Raw genomic sequence first — 14,676 nt, forward strand, 5'->3', positions numbered from 1 at the left:
CTTCATTGACTCATTATGTCATAGCATGAAAAAATACCCAACTATTATTGACTTCATTTTTTTCTGGTGGTACATTTACTAAACTAAATTTAAATATTTCCAAGGGGTTGAAATTGATGTAAATAACTATACATTTAAGGCAAGTATAAGGAAGCTTATTGCTACGAACATTTTTATGATGAAGAAAACCCTATTATTGGCTTATAGGGGATGCAATAACAGTGGAAGTCGATCTCTAATCCAGTTTTAAGTACGGATGGTGGGCTAATTGGCAAAAGCCTGCGCACGCCATCACATATTTTAAAGGAAATGGGTTATTCAAACCTAAGAGGGCAAAAAAATGGACCAACAAATTTTACATGATGATAAAAAGCTACAGAAAGCTTTTTTTAACTTTCTAATACCTGTAATGCTAGCGAATGTGCTGCAATCTTTAGGGCAAGTCTTTGGCATGTTTATAGTTGGGCGTAATTTAGGAGTTGATGCGCTAGCAGCGATTTCAGCATTTTTCCCATTCTTCTTCTTTTTAATGGCATTTGCTATTGGAATTGGCTCTGGTAGCTCGATTTTAGTAGGGCAAACATATGGGGCTGGCAATCATGAGAAGATGAAGGAAGTTGTTGGGGTAACACTAGCCTTCACGACGATTATATCCATTGTCGTCGCAATTTTTGGTGGCTTTTTCATTGAATGGATTTTACGTTTTATGCAAACACCTGCAAACATTTTAGATATGAGTATTAGTTATGCTCAAATTTTATTTTTCACCCTACCGATTATGTTTTGGTATATGGTGTACACTACCTTTATGCGTGGTGTAGGTGACTCTAAAACACCTTTTCTATTTTTAGTTATAAGCGTTATTTTAAATATTGCATTCCTACCACCATTAGTTTTTGGCTGGCTTGGTCTGCCTGAATTTGGCTTAAACGGCGCTGCTTATGCCTCTGTTTTATCCAATCTAGTAACGATGTTATTATTATTTGCCTACTTGCATAGAACAAAGCATATTTTGCGCTTAGACAAATCGGTATTACAGCACTTTAAATTAAAGAAGGATATTTTAGCTTCATTATTAAAGTTAGCCATTCCAGCAAGCATTAGTATGGTTGCGATCTCTGTAGCAGAAATTGCTGTAATAGGTTTCGTTAATGTTTACGGCTCCGATGCAACTGCCGCTTACGGTGTTGTCAATCAGGTGGCTAGCTATGCACAGGTGCCTGCGATGAGTATCGCGATTGCGACATCTGTATTTGTGGCGCAAGCTTTAGGGGCTAACTCCACAGAAATGATTAAAAAAATTCGTCAACTAGGTGTGCTTATTAACTATATTTTAGGTGGTACGATTATTTTAATTATGTATTTATTTGCGGAGCCTATTTTATCTTTTTTTATTGATCAACAGAATACGGTACTAATCGCAAAGAATTATCTATATATTGCATTTTGGAGCTATTTAATTTTTGGCCATACACAAACAGTTTCGGCTACAATGCGTGCTACAGGTGTTGTCTTATGGCCTACAATTTTCCTAGTTATCGCGATTTGGGTAGTCGAGGTGCCATTAGCGTTTGTTTTATCGCACTACACTACATTCGAGCTAAATGGTGTTTGGTTAGCTTACCCTGCTGCCTTCTGTGTGCATTTTGTATTACAATACGCATACTTCAGGCTAGGCTGGCAAAAACGGACATTAAAAGCAATGCTAAGCGATTAATCATTAAAATTGCTGTAGACAAAGCCACACATTACTTTGTCTACAGCAATTTTATAAGTATTTCAAGCTTCCACCGGAGGAATTATTCCCCAAACTAATAAGAGAAAGAGTACTAAACCAATTAAAAAGAATATAACTGACGTAATAAATATCGGACCTAGTTGATAAGTAAACTGTTCCCTTTTCTGAATTATGCCTGTTTGCCCACTAACTTGAGATGCAAATAACCTAGTCATAGCTCCACCACTACTCGAAAAGTAAAAAGTGCCACCAGCAAAGGCTATACCAGTGAAAAACATTATCTCAATAAACCTTACGGAGAAAAATGAAGCAATAAAATACGTAATTAAAACTTCTACAATAAATGCCACTATCATAATAATTAAATTTTTACTACGCATATAAACTCTCCCCCCTAAATTTTATACATCCTATTACTTTGTATACGATTAAACAGGAATTAAGTTCCATTTTAAGTTAAATTTCATTACTATTTTTTCGCTTTCTTTTTTCTGTTAATGGGAAAGAAATTAAATTAATGTTTGATGAGTTGAATTTTGAGATGGAATAAAAACAGGTAGTGCTAACCCACTTTTTTCCACTTTCTATCACTTCCTTTTATGCATAAAAAAAAGGCATCCTATTGAAAGGATGCCTTTTTATGGTTACATCATTAAAATTAAAGTTTTACGATGTTTGTAGCTTGAGGTCCACGTTGACCTTCTTCTACTGAAAATTCAACTTTTTGACCTTCTTCAAGAGTTTTGAAGCCGTCACCTTGGATAGCTGAGAAGTGAGCGAATACGTCATTTCCACCTTCTACTTCGATGAAACCGAAACCTTTTTCTGAGTTAAACCATTTTACTGTACCTTGTGTCATTTGAATGACCTCCATTAATTGTATTAATTAAAATCATATTACCAAAAGAAAATTCACATATTACAAAAAGCATCAAATAAAACACGATTACTCTTTGTAATATGTGAATTTATTGTTCTCTTGAAAACGATTTTATTAATTATACTATATATAAAAAAATCATATTTGTCTAGTGCAAAAGCTAAATTTTTTTAAAATCTATTCACAAACCAACTTACTCCATTACTAAAATCAGTTCAACTAACGAGGTACAGTAACGATTTTAGATCAACAAACCTCGTTAATTGAAATCGAAATAACCACTCAATACCTTTAAAGATGTTCAGCGCAAGCGTTGAATCACTTAGATTAATGAATGCTGAATCCTCTTTGAACTACTCAGCTTCTTTTTAAGATTTTGTCCTGCGTTAATTTCTCTATCATAATGTGTGCCACAAGAATATGTTACAATGACTTTTGTTTTAGTTATCATTTGAAATGAGGTTTAACAAATGAGTTTTATTAAGCTAACGCATGTCGAAAAAGCATATAATGCCCAACCACCTGTATTAAAAGATATTAATATTACGATTGAAAAAGGTGAATTCTTTGTATTAGTAGGTCCATCTGGTTCAGGTAAAAGTACACTTCTGCGCCTTATTGCTGGCTTAGATAAAATGACGAGTGGCACAATACAAATAAATGGGGACACATTAGATATGGCTTCCCCTCAAGAACGAAATTTATCAATGGTTTTCCAAAATTACGCACTATACCCACATCTAACAGTGGAACAAAATATTTTATTTGGTTTAAAAAGAAAAGGCGTTCATAAACAAGAGCAGCAGAAACGTTTGCAAGAAAGTGTTGAATTGCTAAAGCTGACAGATTATTTACATCGAAAACCAAAAGCTTTATCCGGAGGTCAACGTCAACGTGTTGCTCTTGCACGTACTATCGTAAGCCAATCTCCGCTGTGTCTGATGGATGAGCCTTTATCCAATTTAGATGCACAATTACGAACGCAAATGCGGACAGAAATCAAACAACTACAAAAAAAATTGGGCTTAACAACTATTTATGTAACCCACGATCAAACAGAAGCGATGACCATGGGGGATCGAGTAATGGTTTTACATAATGGATGTATTCAGCAAATTGGAACACCTCTAGAATTGTATAATCAACCCAAAAATTTATTTGTCGCAAGCTTTATAGGCTCTCCAGCTATAAACATGGCAAGTGCAGTTCTAGAAGATACTACGCTCATTATTGAAAATCAATTTAAAATGAAGCTTTCAAGCGGTGTTTATGCACGTTTACCTCAACATACACCATTATCAGTCTGCGTTCGGCCTGAGCATCTCCAAAAAGGAGACGTTTTGCATCTTCCTATAGTAAATATTGAACAGCTAGGACATGAAACGCATATCATTGTCCGATTGGCAGATCAAACATGGACAATTAAATGGAGTGGCCAACATAGCTTTAACATCGGAGAAACTCTTTCTCTCCAGCCTCAACACCTACTATTTTTTGATGCTGAAACTGAAGTATTATTATAATTTCCCCGATTAATGTAAAAAAACTTGCCTTTTCGGTAAGTTTTTTTCACACCATGCATTATTAAAGTGTTTCATATATAACTTGTCCCATTTGACTGACGTCATAATCTCCTAATGCGACTACTTCCGCTTGGAAATCTGGTGAATTTAAAATCTCTTTTACCGTTTCAAGCAGCTGTTGATTTTCGGGAGTTTTTAATAGGACAATATCATATCGTTCTCTAACAAGTGGTATAAAGTCAACATCTATAAGTTTTGATATTTTTTCAATGCCTATTCCAATGTCTGCATTTCCATTTGCGACAGCAGAAGCTACATCTATATGGCTCATTTCTTCTTCATTATACCCTTCAATTGAGGATGGAGATATGTGATGAATGCGTAATTGCTCATCTAGGAAAGTACGAGCACCTGAACCTTTTTCACGATTCATCAATTTTAGTGTTTTAGTCTTAAAATCATCCATTGATTGAATTTGCATTGGATTTCCTTTTTTCACATAAAAGCCTGCTTGGCGTGAAATCAGATTGATAAGAATATAAGAGTGGCTTACAAAAATCTTTTTCAAATACGGTGTGTTATAATCCCCTGTATCACCATCGTACAAATGTAAACTAGCAATATCACTTTCCCCATTATACAGCCCCATAATACCATTAAAGCTACCTTCATGAGAGCGCAATACTTTATTCGATTGTTTTTTCTCTATATATTTTCCTAATAAGTCTAAAGCTAAGTCTTGTCCGCTAATAATAACTTTTTTGTTTGTAGAAGGAATAGTCGAGGTAGTAGATGCGGTAGTAGTTGCTCCTGACTTGCTCTTTTGTATATATAATTGTAAATCGGTTCTATCTACGCGCATTTGTCGACCTACACGAAAAACAGGTAAATCTCCCTTTTTCACTAAATCGTAGATCGTTAATTTTGAAACCTTTAATAATTGAGCAACCTCTTCAATCGTATAGGAATGTTCATGTGGCATGTAAAAAATCTCCCCTTATGCTTCTATTGATTACAATAGTAACGTAATTATAATATATTTAACATCTTGAATGTTTCTAACGATTTGGTATTTCTTTTTTAGACATAACTAATTATAATTAGTTATGTCTTGTTATAACGAGTTATAAAAGGAGTATAATCAAAGTGAAAAAGTATTATAGTTTGATAGCTTCATTGTTACTACTAGTCAGCATTTTAGCAGGCTGCAGTAGCCAAGAAAGCAGCAACAAAACAAAAGAGCCCGTTGAGTTAACGATTTCCGCAGCAGCTAGTTTACAAGAATCATTAGAAGAGCTTCAAAAAGCATATGAAAATGAACACGATACTATTAAAATCACATTTAACTTTGGTGGCTCTGGTGCATTACAACAACAAATTTCAGAAGGTGCTCCTGTTGATCTTTTCTTTTCAGCAGCAGAAGATAAGTTTGATGAGCTAGTTCAAGAAGATTTAATCGATAAAAAACAAGGAACAGATCTTTTAGCGAACGAATTAGTATTGATTGTTCCTAAGAAAAATGAAAAACAGATTCAATCATTTGAAGACGTAACGAAAGCTGATAAGATTGCCATTGGTACACCTGAAACGGTTCCTGCTGGCAAGTACGGTATAGAAATATTGAAAAACATGAAGCTTTTGGAACATGTAGAATCAAAAGTAGTGTATACAAAAGACGTACGACAAGTTCTTACATATACAGAAACTGAAAATGTCGATGCAGGCCTAGTTTATAAAACAGATGCTCTTGTATCAGAAAAAGTCGATGTCGTTGCTACAGCCAAAGAAGATATGCATACACCTATTATTTATCCTGTAGGTGTTATCAAAGATAGTAAGCATGCAAAAGAAGCGGAAGATTTTTATCACTATTTACAAAGTGATGAAGCGATGAAAGTATTTAAAAAATATGGGTTTCAAGGGACTCATTAATAGATGAGTACTGATTTCTGGTCACCTCTAAAACTTTCTATCGAAATAGCTCTTGTGTCAGGAATAATTGTGATAGTAACTGGTATTCTATTTGGTAAATGGATGGCAAAACGTAAGTTCAAAGGAAAATTATTTCTAGAAACAGTGTTACTTTTACCACTAGTATTGCCCCCTACTGTAATAGGGTTTCTTCTAATTATTATTTTTGGTAAGAACAGTGTACTAGGTAACTTTATTACATGGCTTTTTAACCAACCCGTTATGTTCACATGGTGGGCGGCAGTCATAGCCTCTACTGTCGTTGCATTTCCTTTAATGTATCAATCAGCAAAAACCGGCTTTGAATCTGTTGATGAGGACATCGAGAACGCTGCACGTGTTGATGGTGCAAAAGAATGGCAAGTCTTTTTCTTTATTTCTATTCCTCTTGCATTAAAATCAATTGTCTCTGGTGGAATTTTAAGTTTTACACGAGCTTTAGGTGAATTCGGTGCAACCTTAATGTTTGCTGGTAACCTCCCAGGCAAAACGCAAACGACGCCACTTGCTATTTACATGGCGATTGGTTCAGGTAACATGTCACTCGCTTGGTCATGGGTGATTTGTATGATAGGTATTTCCTTCCTTATGCTTCTGAGCGTTCATCTCATAAAGGCATAAAGTAACACTTTAACCAGTAGAGTATCTTCCCCTACGACGAGCTTTTTCTGGATCAAAATAATAAAAGATGTAGTCGGTTCACTAAACTGGACCAACTACATCTTTTCTTTTTACCCTCCACTAATGGGTGGAATGAACGCGACTGTATCCCCTTTTTTTACGACCGTTGCATCTGTTGCAAATTCCTCATTTACCGCTGTCATAACATGTTGTAAAGAAACCTGTGGATATTGTATTTCCATCCATTCTTTAATTTGTCCAATTGTTCTATCTGACAGGTCTACACATAATTTTGACTCGCCTATACTTTCTTGTAAGTGAGCAAATAATAATATGTTAATCACAAGATTCCTCCTCACTGATTGATGGATTTCCTTTTGGATAAGGGACATTTTCTAATTGATCACCAATCCATTCGGTCCCATCTTCCCAATACTCTTTTTTCCAAATAGGCACAATTTGTTTTATACGATCAATAGCATATTCATTTGCTTCATAGGCTATTTTACGATGTGGTGATGAAACCGCGATTACTACGGCAATATCCGAGATTTCTAAATGACCAACACGATGTGTAATGGCTACTTTTGCTTCTGACCATCGCTCTTGTATTTCTTTAGATATTTGTTCAAACATTTTAATAGCCATAGCTGGATAAACTTGATATTCCAAATGTAGTGTTTTCTTTCCTTTTGTCATTTCACGTACTGTTCCGATGAAAACAGTGATCGCACCAGCATTTCGATCTGATACTTTTTGTCTAACTTCTTCAACATCAATTGGTTTATCAATAATTTCAAACAACGATGTAGTCATGATTTCTGCCTCATTTCTTGCATTAAAAATTTTATATATTGTTCCTTCTCATGAATTGAAAAAGTTGGGTAATCTAGTGGTTTATTTAGTGGATAGGTTGGCCAATAAAGAACACAGATGATATTACTTACTTTTTGTAGCAAAGATTCATCTTCCGCCTGGCGCAAAAGAACAACCTTCGGAAAGTCTTCATTTTTATAGCCTTCAATAAAAATGATATCCATCTTAAATGTTTCATAAATAGCTAGTATATCAGCAAGCTGCCAGTTACTTTGGTGAATACTCATGCGCAAAGTACCTTCTCCCTCAACTGCTGTGACACTTGCACCCGCTTTCTCATGACGAACACTATCTTTTGAACTTTCGATCATAGGGATACCACCATGTCCATGGTGCTTGATTGTTCCTACCCGAAAACCATCTATGGTAGCTTGTGTAATGAGCTGTTCCATTAACGTCGTCTTGCCACTATTTTGATAGCCTACGATTTGTAGGATTTTTCGATGTTGTCCCATGGCCACTCACTTCCCTGCAAATCTTCTAACATTAAGACAACAACTTGCATTCCTTTTTCGTATCCACGTGATCCACCTGGTAATACAATAAAGGCATTAGCTTCCGCTAAAGAAGAAACCGCACTAGATTTATCAAAACCAGAAGGAACTGCAATTAATTGACCGTTTTCGTACGAGGCATTAACACGTACAAAACGAGTAAACGGATTCGGTTTTTTAAAGTCCGCACCTAAAACAGCCTGCTCTCTACGTAGATGTGGTTGCTTATTACCGAATGCTGTTCGAATAATAGGTCGGGTAAATAGTTCAAACCCAACATAGCAAGCTGATGGATTACCTGAAAGTCCAAATAATAATTGACCATTTCGAGCCGCAACAGTTGTTACACTACCTGGTCGCATTGCCACTTTATTAAACAGTACCTGTGCGTCAATGGCTTCATAAATGGCAGGTAAGTAATCGTAATCGCCTACTGATACTCCTCCTGTTGTAATCAATATATCTACTTCCTGAAGAGCTTTTTCTACAGCTTGTATACATAAATTTAACTCATCGCTCAATTTACCAAAATATTTGACGGTTGCCCCAGCACGTTCAATTTGAGCCATTATCATATAGGCATTACTATTACGAATTTTCCCTGGCTGTAAAGCATCACTTGGTTCTAGTAATTCACTTCCTGTTGCAATAACGCCTACAATTGGTTTTTGAAAAACGGGTACTTGATCATAACCAAAAGTAGCAAGTAATGCGACAACACCCGGATTGATGTATTGTCCTTTTTCAATAAGAATTGCGCCTTTTTGAACGTCCTCACCTTTATAGGAAATATTTGTTCCTGCTTCATAAGAGCGTTTAATTGACATATAACGTTGACCGTCTTCTTCAAAGGTGCGTGTTAATTCTAGCATAACGACTGCATCGCAACCGCGTGGGATAGGAGCTCCTGTCATAATGCGCACCGCTTCTCGATCACCCACTGCTCCCTCAAATACATAGCCCGCCCCAATTTCCCCTACTACTTTGAAGGTTACTGGATTTTCTGAACATGCTTCCTGACTATCGACCGAGCGAATAGCATAACCATCATATGGTGAGCGATCAAATGATGGTACATCTTGGTCAGCTGCAATATCTTCTGCTAAAAAACGTCCATGTGCTTGCTGTAGTGATACGGTTTCTACTTTTTCTAGGAATGCAAACTGCATGACCCGTTGAACAGCTTCCGCAACAGCAATTGGTTTTCTTTTTTCTAACATTTTAGAACACTCCTTTATCCGAATAAACGATAATAAATGGTTTTAGCCTTTTGTATATCTTTTACACCGTGAATAACAACTCGTCCATCTTGAAAAATCACTAGTCGATAATCTTCTGCTTGGCAAGATAATAAATAGGGATTTTGTTGAATATCACCATAAGGACGAAGTTGGACAGCGAGCTGATCCAAATTATAGTGAATCGGTTTAGGTGGACGTATTTGAATAGCATCCCGACCACATAATACATTTAATTTTGTTTGATTTTCATATGACAAATACGGATACGTCGGATTTTTTCCACAGGATGGACAATCATGATTACGAATTTTTTCAACGTTTATTTCATAGTGTTGATTTTGCCAAACATCAAAAGTTAAATAACTTTTTCGTAATGCTTCTTCATTACCTACTAAATACTTTAAAACCTCAGCTACTTGATAGGCTGCTACGATTTGAACAGTCGGACTGATTATTCCTACTGTATCGCATGTCATCCCCGTATTGGGTATCGCTGCTAGCAAACAATGTAAACAAGGTGTTGTACCTGGCACAATCGTATAAGTAGCGCCATAACTGCCAATACAAGAACCATAAACCCAAGGAATTTGATATTTTTGTGCAAGATCGTTCATCATAAAGCGAATATCAAAATTATCCGTTGCATCTACCATCATATCTACATCTTCAAGCAGTGAAACTAATTGCTCTGTACACGCATCAACTATATATTCGTTGATTTCTACCTCAGAGTTAATGCTTTGTAGTCTTTTTTTTGCAGCGATGACTTTAGGGACTTTTTCTTGTGCATCTTGCTCAGTATATAGTTGTTGTCTTTGTAGATTACTCCACTCTACATAGTCACGATCAATAATCGTCAATTTTCCGATACCGGCCCTTACTAGAGCCTCTGCGCTAGCACTGCCTAAAGCACCAACCCCTATCATTAAGACATGCTTTTGTTTTAGTAATAGCTGCCCTTGTTCTCCGATTGGGCTGAATAATTGTTGTCTAGAATATCTATTATGCATAAACGTTTTTGCCTTTCTTTCTATGAATTTTAGTTTGACCTTTTCATTTATAGCTTTATAATAAAAGCAATGTTTTTCAGCAAAAACAATATCAACTCTTTAAAAGGAGGCCTTTTATCTTGCATCCTACACATAGTCAACTTTCTATACGAGCTGCCATTTTAACAGTAAGTGACACACGCACGAAGGCGGATGATCATGGTGGTCAGCGTATTCAATCATTGCTTCAAGAAGCTTCATTTGAATTAGTAGACTATCAAATATCAAAAGATGAACCACTTGAAATCTCAAACCATGTACAAAAATGGTGCGCTGATTCTACCATTAATACCATTATCGTAACAGGTGGAACAGGGTTTACACCTAGAGACCAAACTTATGATACGATTCTCCCTCTTTTCGAAAAAGAAATGATGGGATTTGGTGAGTTATTTCGAACATTAAGCTATGAAGAAATCGGCCCAAAAGCTATGTTTAGTCGTGCAACAGCAGGTAGTCGCAATAAAACGGCTATCTATGTGCTACCGGGTTCCACGAATGCCGTAACACTTGCCATGACAAAACTGATTCTTCCTACTGTGCAACATTTTGTCGGTGAGTTGAATCGCATATGAAAATAGCTGGTGTTGTCTTAGCTGGCGGTCAATCTTCTCGGTATGGTCAACCGAAAATGTTTGAATTATTTGCTGGTCTGCCTTTATATAAGCAAAGTCTCATAGCCTTACAAAAAAATCAACTACATCCTTTAATTATTGCTACAAATGCTAGCTTGCAATCGAAGTTTGTAGAAGATGATGTCCAATGGAGCATTGAAAAACAGCCTCATCAAGGACCTCTATTTGCCTTGCATCATATCATGACAAACTTCCCAGAAGTAGAGTGGTTTTTCGTAATAGCAAGCGATATGCCTTTTATTAATGCAGAATTTGTCCAAACTATGCTAACATTTATCGATGACCGTTATGAGGCTATTGTTCCTAAACAAGCTTCAAGATTACAACCTCTTGCTGCTTTATATCGACGCAGTGCTTTACCAAAAGCACATCAACTAGTCCAACAAAACAAGCGAAGTATGAAAGTCTTGTTAGAGCAACTTCAAGTGTGTTATGTTCCCTTTGAAGACGACAGCTCAACATTCATCAATATCAATTCACAACAAGATTGGCTACAAACATTTGAAAGGAAATCTAATAATGAGTAATTTTACACACTGGAACGAAGAAGGTCGTCCTAAAATGGTCGACATTTCAGAAAAAACAAGCACAAACCGTACAGCGATCGCTCGCAGTACAATCACGTTATCTGATGAGGTCTATGAAGCCATCCAACAAGGAGGCATAAAAAAAGGCGACCCAACTCATGTGGCACAAATTGCTGGGATTATAGGTGCTAAAAAAACGGCTGATATTATCCCAATGTGCCATCCGATTATGTTACAAGGAACCGACCTTCAATTTGACTATACAAAAGCAGAGGTTGGTTACGAACTACACATTCAAGCTACAGTGAAATGTAGTGGTAAAACAGGTGTCGAAATGGAAGCACTAACTGCTGTATCCATTGCTGCACTGACTTTTTATGATATGTGTAAAGCAGTCGACAAGTCTATGGTCATTAAAGAAACTTACCTTGTTCAAAAAACAGGCGGAAAAAGTGGCGACTTTGTGCATAAATAAACATCAAATCAATTTTGCCTTGGCGTAATTGCGTCCGGATTTTGAATTGTGCTAAGGCCTGCAGGATGCAGGTCAGTTAGCCGTTTTCGCAGGATGCGAAGGTTTTAGGCTAACATCCTTATATTCATTCCTTTGAAAATCCGTGACATCCGCCGGAGGCTTTATCTTCACTCAGCAGGTACTTGGACACCCACTGAAAAAAACCTCATACGCATCCATATCACCACCTTCTAGGTAGTAGTTTTCTGCTGAATGAAGATAAAAATCCGGCATTATTGTGCCGTTTTTTTCTGCTCTTTAACTATAAGTCACTAATACTAACAAGCTAGTACCAACTAATATCACTCTATTTTGTCTAACCACCGATGTGTGACATTTCAATTTTTGAGTTTCTTCGTTTTTCCATCGTCTGTTCATTTCGTTCATCGGAATAGCGATCTTTTCTATTTTCCCACACATTCGAAATGCATTGGGTAATAGTTTCATCATCTTCCCCAGACCTTAATAATTCTCGTAAACTCGTTCCCTCTGTTGCAAATAAACACGTATATAATGTTCCTTCTGCCGAAATACGGGCACGCGAGCACGTTGAGCAGAAAGAATCTGTTACAGATGATATCACGCCAATTTCACCTTTGGCATCCTCATATTGATAACGAGTAGCTACTTCCCCTTTATAATTAGGGTCGACAGGATGCAGTGGAGAAAATTGATGGACTTGGTCAACGATTTCTTTCTTCGACAGAACGTCATCTAGCCGCCATCCATTTGAATTACCGACATCCATATATTCAATAAAGCGAAGAATATGCTGTTTCTCTTTAAAATATTCTGCCATCGCAACGATATCTTGGTCATTTTTTCCTTTTTGAACGACCATATTGATCTTAACTTGTAAACCTGCTTCTGCTGCTTTTTCTATACCTTCTAATACCGCTTTCACTTTTCCTCGATGACCGTTCATCTCGAAAAAGCGTTCCTCGTTTAGAGAATCTAGGCTAATAGCTACTCGTGATAAACCAGCTCGCGCCAATTCATTTGCATATTTTTTCAACAATGTGCCATTGGTCGTTAAAGCAATATCCTCTACTCCAACTATGCGATGTATACGTTCAATTAATTTTGGCAAATCACGACGTAGTAAAGGCTCACCGCCAGTAATGCGCACTTTTTTCACACCTAATGAAACGAAAATCTTTACTAATCGTTCGATTTCTTCAAAACTCAATATTTTATCGGACGGTAAAAAAGCATAATCAGGACCAAATACTTCTGCAGGCATGCAATATTGACAACGAAAATTACAACGGTCTGTTACTGATATCCTCAAATCTCTTAATGGTCTTTGTAGTTGGTCTCGTAGATTAGTAATTTTAATCTCTTCCTTTCATTTTGATCAATTTCACCTTGGCGTAATTGCGTCCGGGGGCTCTAACTCATTTGTAGGTAAATGAATACGTTCCTTATGTGTATAAATATTAAGTGTACTTTGGCGAATAAAGCCTACCGTCGTAATACCGAGTTGCTCTGCCAATTGCAATGCCAATTCTGTAGGAGCAGATTTGGACAAAACAATTTCACAGCCAATTTTCGATACTTTAAGTAAAATTTCTGATGAAATCCTTCCGCTAAACACGATAATTTTGTCCTGAATGCTAATATTGTTTTTTAGGCAATAACCATAAATTTTATCTAAGGCATTATGGCGCCCAATATCCATTCGGCTTAATAAAACTCCATTCGTATCACATAGTGCTGCATTATGAACACCACCAGTTTGTTTGAAGATTTCAGCCAAATCTTGCATATCGCGCATTAAACGAAAACAATCATCTGTTGTAATACGCACATGAATGCCTTCCATTGTTTTTGCTACTAATGCATCATTAGCAAAAACAAAACCTTGACGGCTCATGCCACAACAAGAAGTTATGTAACGTTTATTTTGAATTTGTTGAAAGTAAGGATTCACACGCTTTGTTTTAACATGTACAAAGCCTTCTTTTTCTTGATGCCAAATTTCTTCAATATCATCGTAATTACGAATAATTCGTTCAGAAGCCAAATAGCCAATAACCATATCTTCTACATACTCTGGTGTGCAAACCATCGTCACAAATTCTTGCTCATTAATCTTCACTGTCACAGCATATTCTGTAACAACAGTATCTTTTATTTCTTTGATTTGATTACCTTCAACACGTATTATGTCTCTAGCTACCGCTCGCTCCATATGGCATCCCCTTTATTCACTAATATTATTTTCAAAAACAAATACGGAAATAGCAAAATCTTCTTCAATTTTAATATCTGAAAATAAATGGAGTAACTTAGTGCCCATCAGTTCTTCCATTCCTTCTGGAGGTGATTTAGTATACAAATCTTGAATCATCCTAGTACGTGCAGCATGGACCATTTTTAACCCTTCAGGTGTACTCGCAATAAATTTTTCTGTCGGTGTGATATTCCCATATAAAGTTGACACAGCCATGTTCTCGATGAAAACCGTATGAATACGCTCCGGTCCTTTTCCAAATATATCTTTTCGTAGTTTTCGAATAATGTCGTTGAATTCATGCACTTTTTTTGACATTTTAACGATTCTCCCAACGTAATTAATCTTTTTATCCTATGTTCATGGGGGTC

Annotated in this window: 18 protein-coding genes; 7 read left to right on the top strand and 11 right to left on the bottom strand. The window is 36.5% G+C overall.

Annotated elements, in window-relative coordinates; genetic code table 11:
• The first annotated feature begins 340 nt into the window (after positions 1 to 340).
• Entirely contained in the window at positions 341 to 1,717 is a 1,377-nt protein-coding gene (locus AC3WSK_RS17995; protein ID WP_427484201.1) for an MATE family efflux transporter, read from the top strand.
• A 62-nt stretch (positions 1,718 to 1,779) separates the two neighbouring features.
• Here AC3WSK_RS17995 and AC3WSK_RS18000 read toward each other — a convergent pair whose 3' ends face one another.
• Positions 1,780 to 2,118 (bottom strand): hypothetical protein, encoded by a 339-nt coding sequence (locus AC3WSK_RS18000; protein ID WP_079563091.1) that lies wholly within the window; start codon positions 2,116 to 2,118, stop codon positions 1,780 to 1,782.
• Between the two features lie 278 nt (positions 2,119 to 2,396).
• Complete coding sequence (locus AC3WSK_RS18005; protein WP_053484870.1) at positions 2,397 to 2,597, bottom strand: cold-shock protein; 201 nt, start codon at positions 2,595 to 2,597, stop codon at positions 2,397 to 2,399.
• 491 nt (positions 2,598 to 3,088) lie between these two features.
• Here AC3WSK_RS18005 and AC3WSK_RS18010 point away from each other — a divergent pair, with 491 nt between their 5' ends.
• On the top strand, positions 3,089 to 4,141 hold the full coding sequence (locus tag AC3WSK_RS18010) for an ABC transporter ATP-binding protein (RefSeq protein ID WP_492413093.1): 1,053 nt from the start codon (positions 3,089 to 3,091) through the stop codon (positions 4,139 to 4,141).
• 61 nt (positions 4,142 to 4,202) lie between these two features.
• Here AC3WSK_RS18010 and AC3WSK_RS18015 read toward each other — a convergent pair whose 3' ends face one another.
• Positions 4,203 to 5,123: a substrate-binding domain-containing protein gene (locus tag AC3WSK_RS18015; protein ID WP_492413091.1), complete on the bottom strand. Its 921-nt coding sequence runs from the start codon at positions 5,121 to 5,123 to the stop codon at positions 4,203 to 4,205.
• 164 nt (positions 5,124 to 5,287) lie between these two features.
• Here AC3WSK_RS18015 and modA point away from each other — a divergent pair, with 164 nt between their 5' ends.
• Both modA and modB read left to right on the top strand, forming a co-directional pair.
• A complete protein-coding gene (modA, locus tag AC3WSK_RS18020; RefSeq protein WP_427484205.1) occupies positions 5,288 to 6,073 on the top strand; it encodes a molybdate ABC transporter substrate-binding protein in 786 nt (261 codons plus the stop codon).
• A gap of 3 nt (positions 6,074 to 6,076) precedes the next feature.
• The gene (gene modB / locus AC3WSK_RS18025) at positions 6,077 to 6,733 is read left to right on the top strand and encodes a molybdate ABC transporter permease subunit (protein ID WP_492413089.1); all 657 of its coding nucleotides are present in this window, start codon (positions 6,077 to 6,079) and stop codon (positions 6,731 to 6,733) included.
• Between the two features lie 110 nt (positions 6,734 to 6,843).
• On the opposite strand, the gene moaD is transcribed toward modB, so the two are convergent.
• Genes moaD through AC3WSK_RS18050 form a run of 5 tightly spaced genes read right to left on the bottom strand, consistent with a single transcriptional unit; the run spans position 6,844 to position 10,354 of the window.
• Positions 6,844 to 7,077 (bottom strand): molybdopterin converting factor subunit 1, encoded by a 234-nt coding sequence (gene moaD, locus AC3WSK_RS18030; RefSeq protein ID WP_079563086.1) that lies wholly within the window; start codon positions 7,075 to 7,077, stop codon positions 6,844 to 6,846.
• Complete coding sequence (locus AC3WSK_RS18035) at positions 7,070 to 7,549, bottom strand: molybdenum cofactor biosynthesis protein MoaE (protein WP_492413087.1); 480 nt, start codon at positions 7,547 to 7,549, stop codon at positions 7,070 to 7,072. The genes moaD and AC3WSK_RS18035 overlap by 8 nt, the downstream gene beginning before the upstream one ends.
• Positions 7,546 to 8,070, bottom strand: a complete 525-nt coding sequence (gene mobB, locus AC3WSK_RS18040; RefSeq protein WP_492413085.1) for a molybdopterin-guanine dinucleotide biosynthesis protein B — start codon at positions 8,068 to 8,070, stop codon at positions 7,546 to 7,548. The genes AC3WSK_RS18035 and mobB overlap by 4 nt, the downstream gene beginning before the upstream one ends.
• On the bottom strand, positions 8,031 to 9,323 hold the full coding sequence (locus AC3WSK_RS18045) for a molybdopterin molybdotransferase MoeA (protein ID WP_492413083.1): 1,293 nt from the start codon (positions 9,321 to 9,323) through the stop codon (positions 8,031 to 8,033). The genes mobB and AC3WSK_RS18045 overlap by 40 nt, the downstream gene beginning before the upstream one ends.
• Before the next feature lie 14 nt (positions 9,324 to 9,337).
• The gene (locus AC3WSK_RS18050) at positions 9,338 to 10,354 is read right to left on the bottom strand and encodes a thiazole biosynthesis adenylyltransferase ThiF (protein WP_492413081.1); all 1,017 of its coding nucleotides are present in this window, start codon (positions 10,352 to 10,354) and stop codon (positions 9,338 to 9,340) included.
• Between the two features lie 119 nt (positions 10,355 to 10,473).
• Between AC3WSK_RS18050 and AC3WSK_RS18055 the strand changes: the two genes are divergently transcribed.
• From AC3WSK_RS18055 to moaC, 3 genes are read left to right on the top strand one after another with little or no spacing between them, the layout of a single operon-like run.
• A complete protein-coding gene (locus tag AC3WSK_RS18055) occupies positions 10,474 to 10,968 on the top strand; it encodes a MogA/MoaB family molybdenum cofactor biosynthesis protein (protein ID WP_079563081.1) in 495 nt (164 codons plus the stop codon).
• Complete coding sequence (gene mobA, locus AC3WSK_RS18060; RefSeq protein WP_427484209.1) at positions 10,965 to 11,555, top strand: molybdenum cofactor guanylyltransferase; 591 nt, start codon at positions 10,965 to 10,967, stop codon at positions 11,553 to 11,555. The genes AC3WSK_RS18055 and mobA overlap by 4 nt, the downstream gene beginning before the upstream one ends.
• Positions 11,548 to 12,030 (top strand): cyclic pyranopterin monophosphate synthase MoaC, encoded by a 483-nt coding sequence (gene moaC / locus AC3WSK_RS18065; protein ID WP_079563079.1) that lies wholly within the window; start codon positions 11,548 to 11,550, stop codon positions 12,028 to 12,030. The genes mobA and moaC overlap by 8 nt, the downstream gene beginning before the upstream one ends.
• A 355-nt stretch (positions 12,031 to 12,385) precedes the next feature.
• Here moaC and moaA read toward each other — a convergent pair whose 3' ends face one another.
• Genes moaA through AC3WSK_RS18080 form a run of 3 tightly spaced genes read right to left on the bottom strand, consistent with a single transcriptional unit; the run spans position 12,386 to position 14,623 of the window.
• Complete coding sequence (gene moaA, locus AC3WSK_RS18070) at positions 12,386 to 13,402, bottom strand: GTP 3',8-cyclase MoaA (RefSeq protein ID WP_079563078.1); 1,017 nt, start codon at positions 13,400 to 13,402, stop codon at positions 12,386 to 12,388.
• A gap of 30 nt (positions 13,403 to 13,432) precedes the next feature.
• The gene (fdhD, locus tag AC3WSK_RS18075) at positions 13,433 to 14,263 is read right to left on the bottom strand and encodes a formate dehydrogenase accessory sulfurtransferase FdhD (protein ID WP_079563077.1); all 831 of its coding nucleotides are present in this window, start codon (positions 14,261 to 14,263) and stop codon (positions 13,433 to 13,435) included.
• A 12-nt stretch (positions 14,264 to 14,275) separates the two neighbouring features.
• Positions 14,276 to 14,623, bottom strand: coding sequence for a Na-translocating system protein MpsC family protein (locus AC3WSK_RS18080; protein ID WP_079563076.1), 348 nt, complete (start codon positions 14,621 to 14,623; stop codon positions 14,276 to 14,278).
• Positions 14,624 to 14,676 lie beyond the last annotated feature (53 nt).

The organism is Lysinibacillus sp. EB271-A1-10B (assembly GCF_058791335.1).

What these genes read in the sequence shown, in the direction of transcription:
- AC3WSK_RS17995 (WP_427484201.1), top strand. Translation starts at nt 341, where the DNA reads ATGGACCAACAAATTTTACATGATGATAAAAAGCTACAGAAAGCTTTT.
- AC3WSK_RS18000 (WP_079563091.1), bottom strand. Translation starts at nt 2,118, where the DNA reads ATGCGTAGTAAAAATTTAATTATTATGATAGTGGCATTTATTGTAGAA.
- AC3WSK_RS18005 (WP_053484870.1), bottom strand. Translation starts at nt 2,597, where the DNA reads ATGACACAAGGTACAGTAAAATGGTTTAACTCAGAAAAAGGTTTCGGT.
- AC3WSK_RS18010 (WP_492413093.1), top strand. Translation starts at nt 3,089, where the DNA reads ATGAGTTTTATTAAGCTAACGCATGTCGAAAAAGCATATAATGCCCAA.
- AC3WSK_RS18015 (WP_492413091.1), bottom strand. Translation starts at nt 5,123, where the DNA reads ATGCCACATGAACATTCCTATACGATTGAAGAGGTTGCTCAATTATTA.
- modB (WP_492413089.1), top strand. Translation starts at nt 6,077, where the DNA reads ATGAGTACTGATTTCTGGTCACCTCTAAAACTTTCTATCGAAATAGCT.
- AC3WSK_RS18035 (WP_492413087.1), bottom strand. Translation starts at nt 7,549, where the DNA reads ATGACTACATCGTTGTTTGAAATTATTGATAAACCAATTGATGTTGAA.
- AC3WSK_RS18045 (WP_492413083.1), bottom strand. Translation starts at nt 9,323, where the DNA reads ATGTTAGAAAAAAGAAAACCAATTGCTGTTGCGGAAGCTGTTCAACGG.
- AC3WSK_RS18050 (WP_492413081.1), bottom strand. Translation starts at nt 10,354, where the DNA reads ATGCATAATAGATATTCTAGACAACAATTATTCAGCCCAATCGGAGAA.
- mobA (WP_427484209.1), top strand. Translation starts at nt 10,965, where the DNA reads ATGAAAATAGCTGGTGTTGTCTTAGCTGGCGGTCAATCTTCTCGGTAT.
- moaC (WP_079563079.1), top strand. Translation starts at nt 11,548, where the DNA reads ATGAGTAATTTTACACACTGGAACGAAGAAGGTCGTCCTAAAATGGTC.
- fdhD (WP_079563077.1), bottom strand. Translation starts at nt 14,263, where the DNA reads ATGGAGCGAGCGGTAGCTAGAGACATAATACGTGTTGAAGGTAATCAA.
- AC3WSK_RS18080 (WP_079563076.1), bottom strand. Translation starts at nt 14,623, where the DNA reads ATGTCAAAAAAAGTGCATGAATTCAACGACATTATTCGAAAACTACGA.